8 protein-coding genes are annotated in these 19581 nt (G+C 39.9%); 4 read left to right on the forward strand and 4 right to left on the reverse strand.

Annotation, left to right across the window (positions count from 1 at the left end; translation table 11 throughout):
* Positions 1–45 precede the first annotated feature (45 nt).
* Positions 46–6465: a hypothetical protein gene (locus NEOC84_RS08880; RefSeq protein ID WP_166158290.1), complete on the forward strand. Its 6420-nt coding sequence runs from the start codon at positions 46–48 to the stop codon at positions 6463–6465.
* 617 nt (positions 6466–7082) lie between these two features.
* On the opposite strand, the gene NEOC84_RS08885 is transcribed toward NEOC84_RS08880, so the two are convergent.
* Together NEOC84_RS08885 and NEOC84_RS08890 are read right to left on the reverse strand one after the other, a co-directional pair.
* Positions 7083–7520 (reverse strand): transposase, encoded by a 438-nt coding sequence (locus tag NEOC84_RS08885; protein WP_166158293.1) that lies wholly within the window; start codon positions 7518–7520, stop codon positions 7083–7085.
* Positions 7521–7658: 138 nt separating this feature from the next.
* Positions 7659–7904, reverse strand: a complete 246-nt coding sequence (locus tag NEOC84_RS08890; RefSeq protein ID WP_166158296.1) for a transposase — start codon at positions 7902–7904, stop codon at positions 7659–7661.
* Positions 7905–8098: 194 nt separating this feature from the next.
* Here NEOC84_RS08890 and NEOC84_RS08895 point away from each other — a divergent pair, with 194 nt between their 5' ends.
* A complete protein-coding gene (locus NEOC84_RS08895; protein ID WP_166158299.1) occupies positions 8099–9448 on the forward strand; it encodes an ankyrin repeat domain-containing protein in 1350 nt (449 codons plus the stop codon).
* 45 nt (positions 9449–9493) lie between these two features.
* Positions 9494–15631, forward strand: a complete 6138-nt coding sequence (locus tag NEOC84_RS08900) for a hypothetical protein (RefSeq protein WP_166158302.1) — start codon at positions 9494–9496, stop codon at positions 15629–15631.
* 1307 nt (positions 15632–16938) lie between these two features.
* On the opposite strand, the gene rpsI is transcribed toward NEOC84_RS08900, so the two are convergent.
* Positions 16939–17325, reverse strand: a complete 387-nt coding sequence (gene rpsI / locus NEOC84_RS08905) for a 30S ribosomal protein S9 (RefSeq protein WP_166158305.1) — start codon at positions 17323–17325, stop codon at positions 16939–16941.
* A gap of 14 nt (positions 17326–17339) precedes the next feature.
* Positions 17340–17786 (reverse strand): 50S ribosomal protein L13, encoded by a 447-nt coding sequence (gene rplM, locus NEOC84_RS08910; protein ID WP_042238997.1) that lies wholly within the window; start codon positions 17784–17786, stop codon positions 17340–17342.
* A gap of 219 nt (positions 17787–18005) precedes the next feature.
* Between rplM and miaB the strand changes: the two genes are divergently transcribed.
* Positions 18006–19388, forward strand: coding sequence for a tRNA (N6-isopentenyl adenosine(37)-C2)-methylthiotransferase MiaB (gene miaB, locus NEOC84_RS08915; protein WP_166158308.1), 1383 nt, complete (start codon positions 18006–18008; stop codon positions 19386–19388).
* Positions 19389–19581 lie beyond the last annotated feature (193 nt).

Consider the following 19581-nt stretch of genomic DNA (forward strand, 5'->3'; position numbering starts at 1 on the left):
ATTGATAGCTTCGAAAAAATGATCAAAAAAAATTAACGAGCTTACATGCAAATTTTTCCCGACTTAGGTCATTCATCGCGTATCTTTTATCAATCATTACATACAGAAGCAGAAGGCAGCTTTAACGTTGTTTCTGCTAGTTCAGATATTGAAGATAATATAGCAGCTCCTTCTTTAAATCCTTTCCCATCCCCTCTTTCATCTATAAAAAAAACCGCACAAGAAGAAAAGCTTTTAACCCAGCGCCTAATAGGGTATTTAGGTCGCGAAAAGGACCTATTAGGAGAAACCATTGCTCATCTTTATGCTGAAGTCTCTCTTTATACGTCTGAAGAAAAAGATAAACTAGCTAAGCTTTTGCCTACTCTTAAGCTACCTTGTTTGATGCTTAAAGAAGAGATAAGAGAAGAGATAATCAAGCAGGTAATAAGAGAGGCTTCCGATTCGCGCTTACAGCCTTTTCATACAGCTTTAGCTAGTATTAAGAACGCTTTAGATTCTTCTACAACTATTTCATATAAAGAAAAACTAGAAGCTTTGAGGGATTACTATGCCACTTTCCTTAAACAGCTCTTAGAAACTTCTAGTGCAAATGAAAGAGAAGCTTTGCTAGCTTTAAAAGCCCAAGTCTGTGGAGATTCCATAGGTTTTCTTCTTCTTGATATAGACAAAGCACGTGCTATGCTTTCTATCGATGAGTTAGGACTCCCTTGCCGTACCAACACACATGGCAGGCATGCCGTTGCCTCTTTGCAAGGTCTACATTGCAAAGCCAATCCCACCGCTGCTGTAGTCTCGGATTATCTACAGCCTGCCTGGGAATATGCAGCTACCTCTTTAACCCAAGCTTTTTCTACAGAGTCTTTGATTGCTGCCCCCACATCTTTCTTAAAAATTTCCAACATCTTAACCTACAACTGGCAAGCTTCTTTAGATCAAGAAGCTAGAAAAGCTTTTAATCAGCAACTGCAGCAAGGTAAAACTTCTCAGCAAATCTTTAAAGATACCCCAGAGCTTAAAGAAAAGCTATGTGCAGTCACATACTTGGAAGCTCGTACAGTCCAGATAGGCTATACTATCGGCCATTCTCCTAAAGCTACACGCCCTCAAGCTATGCTACTGGCAGATCTTATTAACGTCTTAGAAATGTTTGATCTATTATGCGATGAACATTTATTAACTGCGCAGGATGTTATCGAAAGCTGGCCTTCCCTTTTAGAAGAAGCACATAAGTCCTATCCTTCTAATCCTTCCCAGCTTTTCCACGAATATAAGAGTTGGATGGCACAACTAACTGAAAATCAATGTTTAAGCGAATTTTCTTCTACAGGAGATTTTAATCTAAAATCTGAAGAACAAGGCTTGCGAGCTTTTTGTGAAGATTATTTAAAAATTAAAAATGAAAATAATTTTTGGCAGCTTTTAGCTATATTAAAGGCACATCCTAAGCTAGCTGCAAAATCTTCTTTAGCCTCTCTAATTGATCTGCCTTTAGCTTTACGCTGGATCGCTAAACTTTTTCCAAAAAAATCTATAGGAGAGCTTTTTCGTCTTATTCCTCCTTTACTAAAGAAAATGGATAAAGAGAATTTTAGCAGTTTAGTCATTGCCAGCCTCCTCATCTTACCTAATGATGGCAAAGCTGATAATTACATCGTTGAACTCGAGTGGGAAGATCAAGAATTGAAACGCTTAAAGCTAGCCTGTATTGATAATGATCGGGCGTTTGAACCTGCTATTATTCGGGCAGAAAAAGGACATGGCATCCATTTAAAATGCTTACCATTGTTGCTTAAAGGATGCATGAACCAGTCGATCGCTCCTTCAGTCAAAAACCATATTTCGAATTTAAACCCTCGTGATTTTTTGCTGGAATGGATTAGGCAATTAGACCAAAGAAACCAGCAGTATCAAAGGCTTATTCAGCAACATCAGCTGACTAAAGAAGATTTTATAGATGGAGCAGGGGATAAAAAGCTAGATATGCCCCTCTTGCTGCCTAAAGGTTTATTGGCTGCCCTTCTAAATAAATTACAATCCCTTCAAAAAGAGCTTAAACCAGATCTTGTAAACCACTATGACCTTTTTAAAGCTTTAGAGCCCACTGCTTTTGCCTGCTATCAAGCCCTGATGCAAAAGCATGCCAATCCTTTAGATGCGCTACTAACTCTGCATCGCCAACGCACCAACGTCGAAGCTCTTATAGGATCTTTTAACTTAAAAGCTGCAAGCCTTCAGGTACATTTGGTACCTTTAGAAGAAGAAGTCAGCGATTTTGTAACAAGCCTTAATTGGTCAGCCCCTTTACCTACCTTACTTAAGACCCTAAAAGCAATCAGTAATCTTTCTTTCTGTCTCCCGGTTCCTCTTTCCATAGTACAAAAGCAAAATTTTCTGTTGATGGCTATCCAACTAGGTAAAGCCTCCCTAGTCAAATTGGCACTGGAGTTAGGAGCTAAAGTCAACCAAACGGATGAAGCTGGGCAAACGGCCTTGCATAAGCTGATGCGAACCTATGATTTACCGCACCTAGCAGAAGAGCAAATAATTATGATAGCAGATCTTTTGCTAACTCAAAAAGATATCGATCCTAATGCCGTTGATGAGCAATACTCTCCTCCTCTTTTCTCTCTCATTAATCGAGCTAGCCATGCGCCTAACCTTTTTTCTCTTTTATTAGCTAAGTTGGTCAGCAGAGGAGTAGATTTAGACTACCCTGATAATCATCCTAATTCTTTGCATAAAGGAATGACACCGTTAGAAAAAGCTATGGTGGAAGACAACATCTTCGTGTTTATCGAGCTTGCTAAGAAAGGAGCAGGGGCTAAAACACATCCAGCTAAAATTTTGGAATTTGCCACAAAACATGCGCAAAACCTTGAGCTAGGAAAAACTCTGCAACTGCTAGAAGCTCAATGGCCAGCTTTTGCTTACCTACGCTCTCTTGCGCTCTTTACGTTACCAGCTACTGGCCAAGGCTTTGAATGGGAAGGTGTAGACTCAGGCGTGGTTAAGTTACATCCGTTAGTCATGCAGCAGCTTCCTTTAAATGCAGCCTTAGAATTTATTAAGCTACCTAAGACTTCAGGACGCAGCGCCGCTACCCCAGTAAGCTATTTACATCGCAAACTGCATTTTAAGCCTTATCCTGAGATGGCAGGCAGGGAATATGCGGTAGGAAGCCTACATCGCCTGATTATTGGACATGGTACACCAGAAACCGAGCTATTCAAATGCTACAATGCCCGCCTTAACCCTTATCCTCTATTAGTCTCAGAAACAAGCGAAGGGCAAACTTTAGACAAAGCTTTAAAAACAGGTAATACGCTCACTAAGTTAGATTTACACCGTCTGCATAATATGATGCTTCTATCCATGCTAGTTAATCCTGAGGATGGTAAGCCTGATAACTACATCCTACAATCTTTTATCAACCATCTAGGCGAAGTAAAAGAGCAGCTAGTTTGTGTTGATAACGATCATGCTTTTATTCCTTCTTTTTCAGAAGAAGGAAAGCTGCAAGTTAAATGCATCCTATTTTGCTTAAACCAAATGCACGAGCCCCTTCATCATAAGACAAAAGAACGCTTCTTACAGATCAACCCTTTAGAATTGTTACAAACTTGGCTAAGAAATTTAGATAAGCAACAGCAACGTTATACTAAACTCTTTACCGAAAAAGATCGTGAATTTGTCTACGCTTATAATAAGCAAAATCCTGTCATCTCTATCCTTTTACCCCCTAGAACAGTAGCTAAAATTTATCAAAAGCTTAGTCGTTTGCAACGAGCTTTAAAAAAATTAGAAAACAATGCCAATTTAACTCCTTTAGAGCTTTTAATCCGCTTAGACCCTCCTCTTGGAAGATATTATGAGCATCTATTGCAAAATAAGCAAACCTCAATTTATGAGCGCTTTTTAAAAGGACCTGGCCAATATTATGAAAAAAGTCTTAATGGTCTAGAGACTAGCAGCACTAGCCGCTCGCTTTTAAAATCGAGCAACATGCCGACTCAAGATTTAGTTAAGCATGAACAGCGCTATGTCCCTAAAGAAGCTTTAAAAGAGCTTGAAGTTTTAGTCAGCCAAAGTTATCCTAGGAATCTTCACGCCGTTGCCGCTGCCATGCAAAAAGGAAATATTATTCCTTTTCGTGAGCTTTTGACGGATGACTTAAGAGAAGCTGCTTTAGCATTTATAGATATATCTCAACAAAAGCAAGAACTTGCTTTGCTTAAAGCCATGGCTTCCTCGTCTTTTGAGACTTTAACGTTGAAGAATTGCCAAGCTTTAAATGATACTCTCTTAAAAAGCCTGCTAATAGCTTCTGCAGCCATTACTAAGTTAGATGCCAGCAATTGTTCTTCTTTAACATCATTTTCTTTTCCCGAATTGTCTTGCTTAAACTCTATTGACCTCTCTAATTGTATGCGTCTTTTTAAGCTTAGCTTAAAAGCTCCTAAGCTGCGTTTCCTGGCTTTGAAAGGTAATCGAGCACTAACTTTTCTAGAAGTAGACGCTCCTTTTTTAGAGAAACTTGAGCTTGAAGGCTGCTCACGGCTTTCTGTCCACCAAATTAAAGCTTTAGTTCAAAAATGCCCTCAGCTTAAAAGTTTGACCTTGGCTGGGTGTAATCTCTCTTTTTTGCCTCATGTTGACATTATCCATGAACAACCTTTGCTTATTCGCTATGATTTAGAAACTTTCTCTAAAGAGGTCATACAGTTTCTTAAAGGTTTGCTTGATAATTCTTCTGTTGAATGGATTCCTCCAAGAGGACTATCCAGGATAGAATTCAGAGCTCTAACGGATGGGCTTAAAGCCAATACTTCTTTTTCCTACTTAGATCTTAATAAAGGCAACCTACGTGATCAAGGTGCTAGTGCTTTAGCTAACGCCCTAGAATGCAATACTTCGCTCACTAAGATCAACCTTGAAGATAATAAAATAAGCAATCTTGGTGCTAACGCTTTAGCCCATGCCCTAGAATGTAATTCCTCGCTCAATACTCTGATGCTTTCGCAGAATGAGATAAGCCATGAAGGCGCTAGTGCTTTAGCTAGAAGCCTTAAAAACAATTCCTCGCTTACCAAGCTTAATCTTTTCTACAATCAGATAGGCAATAAAGGCACTAAAGCTTTAGCTCAAGCCCTACAAAGCAATTCCTCGCTTACTACGCTATACCTTAGCAGCAACAAGATAAGCAATGAAGGGGCTAGCGCTTTAGCTCAAGCCCTACAAAGAAACTCCTCGCTTACTACGCTGTACCTTAACAGCAACAAGATAAGCAATGAAGGGACTGGCGATTTAGCTCAAGCCCTACAAAGCAATTCCTCGCTCACTAAATTATATCTTGGAGCCAATCAGGTTGGCCCTGAAGGCGCTGCCGCTTTAGCTCAGGCCTTGAAACGCAATTCCTCGCTAACTGAGCTAGAACTGGAAGGAGCCCGGATAGGTAATAAAGGCGTTACCGCTTTAGCTCAAGCATTAGAGGGGAATTCCTTCCTTACTGCACTAAAAGTTTCTAGCAATCAAATAAGCCAGGAAGGTGTTAGCGCCTTAGCTATAGCTCTCAAAACGAATACCTCGCTATCTTTACTAGACCTTAGCTGGAATGAAGTAGACTCTCAAGGCGCTATCAATCTAAGCGAAAGCCTAAAAACTAATAACTCGTTAGCTGCAATTAATCTTAACGTAAATAAAATAGGCTTTGAAGGCGTTACCGCTGTAGCTCAAGCTTTAGAAGTCAATAACTCTCTCACTCGACTGGTGCTTGGAAATAATCAGATAGGTCCTCAAGGCGCTAACGCTTTAGCTAAGGCTCTAAAATGCAACTCCTCGCTTACTGAATTAAAGCTCCAGAATAATAAGATAGGCAATGAAAGCGCTAGCACTTTGGCTCAAGCCCTACAAAGTAATTTCTCGCTTACTAATCTAGGCCTTTACGAAAATCAGATAGACGATAAGGAAATTATACGATCTATTAATAACCTGTTATTAAGAAATCAAGATGAGCAAAAACAAGGAGAGGGACAAATATCTCTAGCCACTCCTATGATAATAAAAGCAAACTCTTATCGATGTAAGAGAGAACCAAATCGTAAAGCAGCTCACCTAGCTCAAGCTCCGAGCTCTTCTCTCTCTGTTGAGACCTTTCTTCCAAGTGAAAAAATCCCTCATGCTCCTCTGCCTGCCGATCCTATTCGTCGGCTTGCTCTGCAGCTAGGGAATATCCTTAACGACTATTTCCCATCATCCGCTTTTCAACAAGCAGATGAAGAAACTAAGCGTACAACAGCCCATTTTCAAATTCAGCTATTAGATCTGCAGCATTGTGATTATTCGCTGTTTAGCCAACAAAAACTTCAGCAAGCCCAAAATTATTTAACTACTATTTCGGCTTATTTGGCTGATAAAAGAATTATCTCGAAGGCACCCCTTTTTACATTAATGAATGAGGAATGACAATAAAAAGCTTTCTGAGTACAGATGGGGAGCTATAAAATTTAGCCAGCTAACATAAAAACTTTAGACAAGCTACGGACAGGCCTTGAATAAAAAAAAGATGCTTTAAAAAAGTCATTTACATCTTGGGAGGAGATGGTAATGCCAAGCAACTTAAAAAAAAGCTTCGCGGCTATATTATAGAAGATCGCTTACCAAAACGGCGATTTGCCGCTTTAAAAGAAGCTTTGGAAAAAATATTCGCTCTGGAAAAATAGCCTATTGGCAAGCAGAACTACTGGCAAAACCATTGGATGCGAATAGTTTGGCAAAGCTTGGAATACCCAAATCGCAGTGGGTGCTACCTTAGGTGATAAATCTAGTATAACGTTGCTCCTTAAATAAAGAAGCTATTATTCGCTTTTAATTTACTCTGTATGCAGTCACGTACTTTATAAAATCCCTTTTGCTAAGCAGAAAGGCGTCTTTCAGAGGGTTGGGTATGCAGACGAAGTTTTTCTAAAGCGTATTAGATTATTTACGCAACAGGTACCTAGTGCCCGTTAGCCTTTCCATTTCCATCTATGAGTATCGTGTAAAAATTTTTACATCCAAATAAAAGTAAAAATTTAGTGAGCCTATCCCGATAATTTGCCTATCCAAAACAGTATAAGGCTAAAATTTAACAGCCCTTTCCAATACTTCACTTGTCTTTCCCATCGCACAACAATCCTTCTAAACTTTCGTTGTAGCCAAGATATGGCTCTTTCAACTTGCCACCTCCATTTCTTGAGCTGGCAGACAACTACCTCAGCTTTCTTGATAGCCCCTATTCTTCGCCTAGGTATAAATGGATATATTTTCCTTTTTAGCAACTTCTCCCTAAGTTCCTCTGAGTCATATCCTTTATCAGCTTCTAAAACAGGTATGACTTGGCTGAGTTCATAAAGCCTTTGCAGCTTATCCATATGCGGATCAATCAACTTTTCCAACTGTTTCCTTTCATCTCCTTTAGCGCTGGTTACTTCAAAGCTTAATGGACTGCCATTGCCGTCTACCAGAAGATGGGCAGTCATGCCTTTACCCTTGTAACCATAGTCTATTAACTTACCGCCTCACTTTCCCCCTGAAAAAAAAACCATCAATGGCTAGTCTTTCCCAATTAATCATTCCCGCCACATCTGCGCATTCTTTTAATGCCGATAGCAAGCTATCTAAAGTTCCATCTTCTTGCCATTTTTACCTAGCCACCGATGAGCAGCAGATCTTGATCCCCAATTGGGTCCTTTAGGCAGATCACACCAACGCGAGCCGGTAATCAAAATCCAAAATAAACTATTATAAATCTTTCTCCAGGGAGTATGCGGCTTTCCCTTTAAATTTTTTGGAGGATTCTGCGACAAAAGCGGTTGTAAGATTCTCCATTGAGTATCTGTAAATCCTTCAAATCTTCCTGGCATGCCTCTTTCCCTTATTAAAAAAGAAGAGTATACGCCACAAATTTAAATTTTTCAATATTATCTGGATAAGTTCGCAAGCTTAGCAAATATTTGCTTGACTAAATAAAGAAATTCCATTTAAACCTTTAAATTTGAATTTTTAATAAAAACACATCTAGTTTAAATTTATTTTTTTATTTAAAGGATAAAAATTTATGCAGCTTTCTTCTTCACTAAACTACGATCCTTCTCGTCCAGTCATTCACTGTGATGCTTCCTTAAATCAAATCAGTAGTGAGATGACAAGAATTGAAAGAGAAGTTTATCGCTTAAGAGGGCTTATAGGAGCCTTTGATGAAACTATGCAGGAAAATGCTGCTTTGACAACAGACATCATGGATGCTTATTTAAAAGAGCTTAAGCCACCTCTTGAGCAAAGAGAAATATCAGTGATTCGACAGCAAATCGATACAAATATAGAAAGCATTAAAGAAAACTGCTTAGAAAACTACCGAGGACTGTTAGATGCAAGAGAGCTAATTGTAATCGAAGGCCACACAATCCAGCTGAATGCTCAAACAAAAGAGAGCTTAGAGCATGCCTACCAGCAAAGGTTAGAGGAAAATATCCATCAGCTTAAAGAAGAGTTTCCTCTAGGAGAAACAACCGATTTAGAGCAGATGCGGGCTCAGCTTAATGAGAAGTTTGAAAGGTATCAAGATATTTTTGAGAAGCTTTTTGAGCGCAAGCAACAGCTGACAGACCAAGGCTATGAGCTGCAAGAAGCCATGGAGCCAGAGCTAGCCAAACTAAGAGCCAAAAAGCAAGAGCTACAAAAGGATCTAAAAGTCACCAACCTTTTTATAGCCAGCCAGCTAGGAGCGGTCGATTATCTTAAGCAAGAAATTAGCAAAAAATGGAGATGGGGTCGTAAAGATTTTGTTAATACACCTTCTCAGGTAGGCTTTGCTCCTCTGCATTACGCCGCTTATCATAACCGACGAGAAGCCCTGCAGCTTTTAATTGATAAGGGTGCTGACCTAACTTTAAAGGATATTGAAGGCTATTTACCTCTCCATTGGGCGGCTGAAAAAGGCCATCATGAGATCGTTCAATTACTTATTCAATACAAGCCCTCTACCATTAATACCAAAGGCCGATTGGATCGCACTCCTTTGCATCGTTCAGTTTTTTGTGGCAAAGTGGAAACTGCCCATCTTCTTATTAAAAACGGCGCCCATATCAATGCACAAACTCATGAAAAAAATCATTGCCAAACGCCCCTCCATTTTTCTGTCTTACAAGGAAATATTAGCATGGTGCTAGCATTAACACGTTATCCTGAAATGGATATCCTTCAGCAGGATATCCAAGGAAGAACACCTTTGCATTATGCTATTGAAGAGGGATTAATCGATATCCTCAATATCTTGCTTAAACACTCAAACTGGCAAAAAGCAACTGTTTCTACTCATGCTAAGCTCTTAGAGAGCCTTTTAAGTGTAGTCCCTAAGCGGCAGGCTAAGGAAATTAAAGCTCAGCTGCTTTTGAATTTTCCTAAGTAAACACTGATAGCTTCGAAAAGTAATCAAAAAAATTAACGAGCTTACATGCAAATTCCTCCCGACTTAGGTCGTTCATCACGCATCTTTTATCAAGAAAATGAATTAGAAGTAGAAGGCAGTGCCAGCGTTATCTCTAATTCTCCCACTATCGAAGAAAAAAAAATTCAACCTCCTTTCTCTCCTCTTCAGCTCGCTCTATTATCAAATGATAAAATCACAAGAGAGGAAAATTTTCTAATTCAGCGCTTAAAAGCTTACCTAGGTAGAGAAAAGGATTTATTAGGAGAAACCATCGCTCATCTTCGCGCTGAGGTTTCTCTTTACACCTTAGAAGAAAAAAGCAAACTGGCCACGCTTTTGCCTAATCTCAAGCTGCCATGGTTAATGCTTAAAGAAGAAGAAAGGAAGGATTTGATTGAGCAGGGAGCGAATGAGTACTCAGATCTACGCCTACAGCCTTTTCATATAGCTTTGGCCAATATTAAGGAAGCTTTAGATTCAGCTATAACTATTTCATATAAAGAAAAGCTAGGAGTCTTGAGAGATTACTATACCACTTTCCTTAAACAGCTTTTAAAAAGTTCCAAAGTAAATGAAAGAGAAGCTTTGCTAGCATTAAAAGCCCAAGTTTGCGGGGATTCCATAAATTTTCTGCTTATCGACATACCCAAAGCGCGTGCTATGCTCTCTATCGATGAGCTAGGACTACCTTACCGCACGAATACACATGGCAGGCATGCCGTCGCTTCTTTAGAAGGTCTACATTGTAAAGCTAACCCTACCGCTGCGGTGATCTCCGACTATCTAAAGCCCGCATGGGAATATGCCGCTACTTCTTTAACACAAGCCTTTTCTCCCACATCTTTAATTGCTGCTCCTACATCTTTCCTCAAAATTTCCAATGTCTTAACCTTCAGCTGGCAGGCCTCCTCAGACGAGGAAGCAAAAAAGGTTTTTAAGCAGCAATTGTGGCAGGGCAAAACTTCTCAGCAAACCTTTAAGAAATACCCAGACTTTAAAGAAAAATTATGTAAGGCTGCTTGCTTAGAAGCGCGTACTGTGCAAGTAGGCTATACCATCGGTCATTTTCCTAAAGCTACACGCCCTCAAGCTATGCTACTAGCCGATCTTATCAGCATGTTAGAAATGTTTGATTTCTTATGTGATGAAAGTTTACTAAGTGCGCAAGAGGTTATTAAAAGCTGGCCCTTTCTTTTAGAAGAAGCACGTAAGCCTTATTCTTCTGATCCTGCCAAGCTTTTCTACGAATTTAAGAACTGGATGGAGCGGCTACCTGAAGAGCAACGTCTAAGCGAATTTTCCTCTACGGGAGAATTTAGCCTAAGGTCTGAAGAACAAGGCTTACAGGCATTTCGTGCAGATTATTTGGCCACTAAGGAAGAAAATAATTTCTGGCAGCTCTTAGCTATATTAAAGGCACATCCTAAGCTAGCTGCAAAAGCTTCTTTAGGCTCGCTAATTGATCTGCCTTTAGCTTTACGCTGGATTGCTAAGATTTTTCCAGAACAGCCTATAGAAAACCTTTTTCGTCTTATTCCACCTTTACTAAAAAAAATTGATAAAGAAGCCTTTAGTAATTTAATCATCGCCAGCCTCCTTATCCTGCCTAATGATGGTAAGGCCGATAACTACATCGTTGAACTCGAGTGGGAGGATCAAGAACTAAAAAGCTTAAAGTTGGTTTGCATCGATAATGACAAGGCTTTTGAGCCTGCTATTATTCGGGCAGAAAAAGGACATGCCATCCATTTAAAATGCTTACCTTTATTGCTTAAAGGATGCATGAACCAGCCGATCGCTCCTTCAGCCAAAGAATTTATTTTGAATTTAAACCCACGTGATTTTTTGCTGCAATGGATTAGGCAATTAGACCAGAGAAACCAGCAGTATCGAAGACTTATTCATCAACATCAGCTGACTAAAGAAGATCTTGTTGACGAAGCAGCCGATCAAAAGCTAGATATTCCGCTTTTATTACCTAAAGGGTTACTGTCTGCGTTTTTTAGGAAATTGCAACTCATTCAAGACAAGCTGAAGCAAGATCATGTGACCCATTATGATCTTTTTCAAGCTTTAGAACCCACTGCTTTTGCCTGCTACCAAGTTTTAATGCAAAGGCATGTTAATCCTTTAGATGCACTCCTAAGCTTACATCGCCAGCGCACAAACGTTGAATCTCTCCTAGAGCCTACTACTTTATTTGCAACAGATATTCCTCCTTGTTTAGTGCCTTTCGAGAAGGAAGCTAGCAACTTTTTAATGGCCCTTAACTGGTCAGCCCCTATATCTGCCTTGCTTAAGCCCCTAAAAACAATCAGTAATCTTTCTTTCTGTCCCCCGCTGCCTCTTTCCCTAGTACTAAAGCAAAATTTTTTGCTGATGGCTATCCAACTAGGCAGGGGCCCCCTAGTTAACTTAGCGCTTCAGTTAGGAGCTAAAGTCAGCCAAGCGGATGAAGCTGGGCAGACAGCCTTGCATAAACTCATGCGAACTTATGATTTACCGCACCTAGCAGAAGAGCAAATACTTATGATAGCAGATCTTTTGCTAGCCCAAAAGGATATCAATCCTAATGCCGTTGATGAGCAACACTCTCCTCCTCTTTTCTCTCTCATTAATCGCGCTTCGCTCGCACCTACTCGTTTTTCCCTCTTATTGGATAAGATGGTTAGCAAAGGAGTCGATTTAGATTATCCTGATTATCATCCCCATTCTTCGCATAAAGGAAGAACGTCCTTAGAAAAAGCCATGGTTGAAAACAACCTATTTGTATTTATTGAGTTAGCTAAAAAAGGAGCGGGCGCTAACGCACATCCCGCTAAGATTTTAGAGTTTGCCACAAAGCATGCTAGAAACTTTAAGTTAGAAGAGGCTTTGCATCTTTTAGAAGCTCAATTGCCCGCCTTTGCTTACTTACGATCTCTTATGCTATTTACTCTACCAGCGACTGGCCAAGGTTTTGAATGGGAAGGAGTAGACTCAGGCCTAGCTAAATTACATCCTCTCGTCCTGCAACAGCTTCCTTTAAATGCAGCCTTAGATTTTATTAAACCTCCTCGCACTCCTGGACGTAGTGCCGTCGTAGCGGTTAGCTATCTGCAGCGCAAGCTGCACTTAAAGCCTAATCCTGAAATGGCAGGTAGGGAATATGCAGTAGGACGCTTACATCGCTTAATCATTGGACATGGTACACCCGAAACAGAGCTATTTAAATGCTACAATGCTCGCCGCAACCCTTACCCTCTATTAGTCACGGAGACAATTGAAGGACAAAACTTAGATGACGCTTTAAAAGCAGGTGATACGCTGGCTGATCTGGATCTACATCGATTACATAATATGTTGCTCTTAGCCATGTTAGTCAACCCTGAGGATGGTAAGCCTGATAACTATATCCTCCAATCTTTTATCAATCATCAAGGAGAGATAAGAAAGCAGCTGGTTAGCGTCGATAACGATCATGCCTTAGTTCCTTCTTTTTCAGAAGAAGGCAAGCTGCAAGTCAAATCTATTCTCTTTTGCTTAAACCAGATGCAGCTACCCCTTCACTCCAAAACAAGAGAACGCTTTTTACAAGTTAAGCCTTTTGAACTCCTGCAAACTTGGCTACAGGACTTAAACACTCAGCAACAGCGTTATACCAAACTCTTTACCGAGAAAGACCGTGAATTCGTCTATGTTTATAATAAGCAAACCCCTGTTATTTCGATTCTACTGCCTCCTAAGACAGTAGCTAAAACTTATCAGAAGCTTACCCGCTTACAAAGGAGTTTAAAAAATTTAGAAAACAACGCCACTTTAACTCCTTTAGAGCTTTTAATCCGCTTAGATCCTCCTTTAGGAAAATATTACGAGCATCTTCTACAAGACGCCCACCTCTTGCCCTATGAGCGCTTCTTAAAAGGGCCTGGGCAATCTTATGAAAAAAGTCCGTATGGCTTAGTGACCAGTAGCACTAGCCACTCTCTTTTAAAATCGAGCAACATACCTATCAAAGATTTAGTTAAGCATGAAGAGCGTTATCTTCCTAAAGAAGCATTAAAAGAGCTAGAAACTTTGATAAATCAAAGTCATCCTAAACATCTTCAAGCCGTTGCCGCTGCTATAATATTAGGAAACATTCAGCCTTTCCATGAACTTTTGACTGATGACTTAAGAGAAGCTGCTTTAGCTTTCGTAGATATTTCTAAGCAAAAGCAAGAGCTTGCTTTGCTAAAAGCCATGACGCCTTCCTCTTTTGAGACTTTATGTTTAAAACATTGCCAGACATTAAATGATGCTCTTCTAAGAAATCTACTAGCAGCTTCAGCTGCTCTTAATACGTTAGATGCTAATCACTGTGTTTCTTTAAAATCCCTATCTCTCCCCGAATTATCTTGCTTAAGCTATCTTAACCTCTCTAATTGCACGCGTCTTTCCAAGCTTAGTTTAAGAGCGCCTAAGCTGCGCTTTCTTACCTTGAAAGGCAATCAAGCCTTGGCCTCTTTACAGTTAGAAGCTCCCCTTTTAGAAGAGCTAGAGCTAGAGGGCTGCATACGCCTTGCTGCTCACCAGATTCAAGCTTTAGTTAAAAAATATCCTCATCTTAAACGTCTGACCTTGGCTGGCTGTAATCTTTCTTCTTTACCTTATCATGAACTTATTTATCAGCAGCCCATGCTCATTCGTTATGACTTAGTAAACTTCTCTAAGGAGGCAATACGGCAGCTGAAAGGTTTAATTGATAATTCTCTTACCAAATGGATCGTTCCAAAAGAGCTACCAGTGGAAGAGCTTAGCGCTTTAATGGATACGCTTAGAATAAACACTGCGCTCACTGAGCTAAATCTTCACAGGAACGAGCTAAGCGAGAAAGGCACTAGGGCTTTAGCTCAAGCCCTAGAACGCAATTCCTCGCTTGCTAAATTAGACCTTAGCCTTAATCAGATAGGCAGCAAAGACGCTATTGCTTTAGCCAAAGCCTTAGCAAAGAATTACTCCCTTACTAAGCTAGACCTTAGTCTCAATGAGATAAGCAATAAAGGCGCTAGTGCTTTAGCTCAAGCCCTAGAATGCAATTCCTCGCTTACTGAGTTCGACCTTAGGCAAAATGATATAAGCAATCAGGGCGTTAGCGCTTTAGCTCAAGCCTTAGAGCATAATTCCTCGCTTGCTGAACTAAACCTCGGGGACAATAAAATAAGCAAGGAAGGCGCTAGTGCTTTAGCTCAAGCCCTAGAACGTAATTCCTCGCTTACTAAGCTGGAACTTTGGAACAATATGATTGGCAAGGAAGGCACTACTGCTTTAGCTCAAGTCCTCGCAAGCAATACTTCACTTATTGCGCTAAACCTTAGGAGCAATCATATAGGCAATGAAGGCGCTAATGCTTTAGCCAAAGCCTTAGCAAAGAATTCCTCGCTTGCTAAGCTGGATCTTAGCCTTAATCAGATAAACAGTAAAGGGGCTAGTGCTTTAGCTCAAGCCCTAGAACCCAATTCATCGCTGGCTGAGTTGAACCTTGGGGTTAATGAAATAAACGCAGAGGGTGCTAGCTCTTTAGCTCAAGCCTTAGAACGCAATTCCTCGCTTATTGAGCTAAATCTTTATTGGAATCAGCTAGGCAAGGAAGGTGCTATCCCTTTAGCTCAAGCTCTACAGCGCAATTCCTCGCTTGCTAAACTAGACCTTAGCCTCAATCAGATAGGCAATAAAGACGCTAGCGCTTTAGCTCAAGCTCTACAATGCAATTCCTCACTTACTGCGTTGGGCCTTTCAAAAAACAAGATAAGCAATGAAGGCGCTAGCACTTTAGCTCAAGCCTTAGAATGTAATTCCTCACTTGCCGAATTGAACCTTTCAGCCAACCAGATAAGTAAAGAAGGTGCTAGCTCTTTTGCTAAAGTCCTACAATGCAATTCCTCACTTGCTAAGCTGGACTTAAGTTACAATGAGATAGGCAATGAAGGGGCTAATGCTTTAGCTCAAGCTTTAGAAAGCAATTCCTCCCTTACTGCGCTGTACCTCTCGGTCAATAAGATAAGCAATGAAAGCGCTAGTGCTTTAGCTCAAGCACTAGAACGTAATTCCTCGCTCACTGAATTGAACCTTTCAGGCAATCAGATAAGCAGAAAAATTTTAATATATATTAATACTTTGCTACAAAGGAACCAAAATCAGTAACACAAAGAGAAAAGACAAAAAATCTCTCATCACTTTCGCGGAAAAAAGTAATTTTTCACCAAGCTAAGAGGGAGCCAGAGCGCAAGGCAATGTACATAGCTCAGAATAAGAACCCTTTCTCAACTGAAGATTCTCTTCTCATTAAAAGAACGGCTCCCCGTCTTCTTTCCGGCAACTCTATTCACCACCTTGCCTTGCAGCATTAAAACATACTTTAACGACTATTTTGCTTCACCTGCTTTTCAGCAGGCAGATGAAGAAGCCAAATGTACGATAGCTCTTTTTCAAATTCAGTTATTGGATTTACAAAATTGCGATCATTTCTTATTGGGCTCAAAGAAGCTTCAGCAAGCCCAAAATTATTTGGGCACTATTTTGCCATATGGAGTTAATAAAAAATTATTTCCCGGAATTATGTTTCTAATCACAGGAAAGAAGACAATGAATGAAAATAAAAATCTCCTTCCAACTTTGATAGGTTCTCTCCCTTCATTGGCTTAAATAAAGTACTTAGAACTCACAATTCCGCAGGTTAATTTCCATTGGCCTATAATTTCTGAAAAGAGGGTTGAGTCAACACATAAGCTCCTACTCATTAAATAGTTAATCAGTCCTCCTGTGGTCATAATAGCTTTCGGATTATGATGGATTAATTCATTTATTATCTCCCCTTATCTCAATCTCATTGCATAGTGTAGAAACAATCTTAAGAGAATTAAAGCCCTTGCTACAATACTTTTTCATCTTTCATGTTTTCGATTTCTTTGCTTATGGAGGAACAAGAATGTAAGCGGTCACGAGGGTTAGCAGTGATTAAGTTTTTGATGATAAAACAATAACGTAGATTAATAAGTGCAGTAGATAGAAAAAACAGCTATTTGCAGGCAATTTTGACTTTACAGATGCCCGCAGGCTCACATCTAAAGCTAGGTATGCCCCTTGACCGCTTATACAAGAATAGTTTTTTCTAAAAAAAGTTGTAGGCCCACGCTCCTCTCTTTAATTTTAATCCCTTGATTGTTAATTCATTAAAAAAAGTTAATTCTTTAATTTAAATTCTACTCCTTTCTTGTTTTCAGAAAGCCATAAAAAACAGGAGCAAGGTGGGCTAAAATCAATCTATCAAAATTACTAAATAATAATATCTTGAAATCGTTACAACTTGCGGAATGTGAGTTAGAACATCTAAACGGCTTATACAATGGATAAATTTGTAAAGAGATACTCAAAATAACAAATATCGAAGAAAATAAAAAAGGAGCCTGTTGGCTCCTTTGGGAAATAGTAAAATCGGTAGAAAGATAAGATTAACGTTTAGAGAATTGGAATCTCTTACGGGCTTTTGCATGGCCATATTTTTTACGTTCTTTCTTACGCGCATCCCGTGTTAAGAATCCTTGCGATTTAAACTCTTGGTGGAGGCCTTCTTCAATGAGCAATAGAGCACGAGCAACGCCTAGACGAGAAGCAATTACTTGACCTTCCACCCCCCCGCCTTTTACACGGATAATCATATCATGGCGACCATTACCATTTAGCTTTTCAAAGGGCGCCAAAATCGTACGTCGTTGGATTTCTAAAGGAAAATATTCCTCAAAAGTACGGCCATTAATGTCGATATTGCCGGAACCTGGCCTAATCCTGACTGAAGATACGGCTGCTTTACGACGACCGGTTGCTACAAATTCTTCCATAGTGTCTACTTATCTTAAATGTTTGCTTTGATTGGTTTTTGAGCTTCTAGATTATGTTCTTTTCCTGTCGCATAGACGCGTAAACGCTTAAGCTGCGCGTTAGCTAGACGGGAATGCGGCATCATGCCTTTCACAGCATGCTCAATGATATATTCAGGCTTACGAGCTTTCATAACACGATAGGGTGTCCGACGAAGACCACTCATATAGCCTGTATAGGAAATATACTCCTTTTGAGCTTCTTTGTTACCAGTCACCCGAATCTTATCAGCATTCAGAACGATAACACCGTCCCCTGCATCAGAATAAGTAGTAAAGGAGGGTTTATGCTTACCTCTAAGTATTTTAGCAATCTCGGCAGCAAAGCGTCCCAGAGTTTTACCTGTTGCATCTAGAATAAACCATGTAGGCCGGCTATCTTCTTTACGATGCATGATTGTCTTATTTGTATATTGAGTCATGTTTAGAACCTAAAAATTCTATGTTTGTTCAGAATGAAGGTACATGTTACCTATTATCTGCCATTTTTGCCAATGTTTTTATTCATTTTTGTAAGTTTATTCTTCGAAGCTTCTATACTTTTTAAGCTGTATCCTCACTTCAGCAGGATGAAAACTTGAAAAAAGATGACGTTTGCCCTACAATAATCCCTTTCTTAAAAACAGGTAAGTGGATTTATTATGCGTAAACTTCAAAGCTTTTTCGTGAGAACCTATGGATGTCAAATGAATGAACTTGACTCAGAAATTATGGTAGGCCTCCTTGAAGGGCGTGGCCTTGTGCGCACGGAAGATGAAAACCAGGCAGATCTATTACTCTTTAATACCTGCTCGATTAGAGATTTAGCAGAAAGGAAGGTCATGGGGAAGCTAGGAAAATTAGGACACTCCTTGCAAAACAATCCTATCATTGGTGTCACCGGCTGCATGGCCAATGCCAAAAAAGAGTCTCTTTTTCAAAAACTTCCCCATATTGACTTTGTGCTCGGCACGAATAACATCCATGAACTCAATCATGTGCTCGATGAAGTCTTAGCTAGTGATAAGCAAATCGTGCGCACAGACGAGCAATTTCAATTTGAGCTAGATTATCTAAGCGCCAAACGGGACGATAAAGTTAAAGCTTATATTTCCATTATCCGCGGTTGTGATAAATTTTGCACCTATTGTGTGGTCCCTTATACACGCGGCCCTGAAGTTTCACGCTCACCGGAAAACATTTTAGAGGAATGCCGCCAATTAGTGAGTAAAGGATATAAAGAACTCATCCTTTTAGGCCAAAATGTTAATAGCTATGGAAAAGACCAGCCAGAATGGCAGTGTCGCTTTCATGATTTACTTTATCAAATAGATAAAATCCCAGGTCTGCAACGTGTACGTTTCATGACAAGCCATCCTGTGGATATCACTAAAGAGTTGATGGAAGCTATTCGGGATCTGAAAACACTTTGCGAGTTTGTACATTTCCCTATGCAAGCAGGTTCTAACCGCATCCTAAAAAAAATGCATCGTATTTATACGATTGAGCAATATCTTGAGAAAGTCCACATGCTGCGAGAAATTGTGCCTAATGTCACTTTAGGCACAGATATTATTGTAGGCTTTCCTACTGAAACAGCAGAAGATTTTCAGCAAACCTATGATTTAATGAAGCAAATTGAGTTTTCGGTGGCTTTTCTTTTTTCCTATAGCCCACGAAAAGGAACGCCGGCGATGCGTTGGAAAGATGATATTAGCGAGGAGGTCAAGCAAGAACGCTTACAGCAACTTCTCAGCTTGCATGATGAGATAGCAGCTAAACAAAGACAACTCCTGCTAAATACAGAAGTCGAGGTATTGGTGGAAAAGCATAGTTCTAAAGATAAGACTTTACTGAAAGGGCGTACACGTTGTTGGAAAAACGTAGTTTTTGCTGGTAGCGAAGCTCTAATTGGCAGCCTACAAAAAGTACGCGTTCATGGATTTAATCACCAGACTCTAATGGGTACATTAATTGCTAGCCCAGAAGAAAATTCTCCAATTTTTTCTAAAGCGACGGAGCGTAACAAGTTGCAAATAGTCTAATTTTAACCCTTTTCCTTTTCACCTGAATTTAAAAGGTTTATCTAGTAAGCCTTATAAAATTTAGAAGCGATTTCTTTAGCCTAGTTTTTAAACTGCTTTTGCTATAGCCAAGCACTTAATAGGGTTACCCCTTAAGCTTAAGGAGGCAGCTGATCAAGAATTTATTCCTTATCCTAAATTCTAAAGGCCAAAC

The sequence above is a fragment of the Neochlamydia sp. AcF84 genome, from assembly GCF_011087585.1.
Lineage (GTDB): Bacteria > Chlamydiota > Chlamydiia > Chlamydiales > Parachlamydiaceae > Neochlamydia.

Bases quoted from the DNA above. Each gene is read 5' to 3' on its own strand.
- rpsI (WP_166158305.1), bottom strand. From the start codon at position 17,325: ATGGAAGAATTTGTAGCAACCGGTCGTCGTAAAGCAGCCGTATCTTCA.
- NEOC84_RS08900 (WP_166158302.1), top strand. From the start codon at position 9,494: ATGCAAATTCCTCCCGACTTAGGTCGTTCATCACGCATCTTTTATCAA.
- NEOC84_RS08885 (WP_166158293.1), bottom strand. From the start codon at position 7,520: ATGACTGCCCATCTTCTGGTAGACGGCAATGGCAGTCCATTAAGCTTT.
- NEOC84_RS08880 (WP_166158290.1), top strand. From the start codon at position 46: ATGCAAATTTTTCCCGACTTAGGTCATTCATCGCGTATCTTTTATCAA.
- miaB (WP_166158308.1), top strand. From the start codon at position 18,006: ATGCGTAAACTTCAAAGCTTTTTCGTGAGAACCTATGGATGTCAAATG.
- rplM (WP_042238997.1), bottom strand. From the start codon at position 17,786: ATGACTCAATATACAAATAAGACAATCATGCATCGTAAAGAAGATAGC.
- NEOC84_RS08890 (WP_166158296.1), bottom strand. From the start codon at position 7,904: ATGCCAGGAAGATTTGAAGGATTTACAGATACTCAATGGAGAATCTTA.
- NEOC84_RS08895 (WP_166158299.1), top strand. From the start codon at position 8,099: ATGCAGCTTTCTTCTTCACTAAACTACGATCCTTCTCGTCCAGTCATT.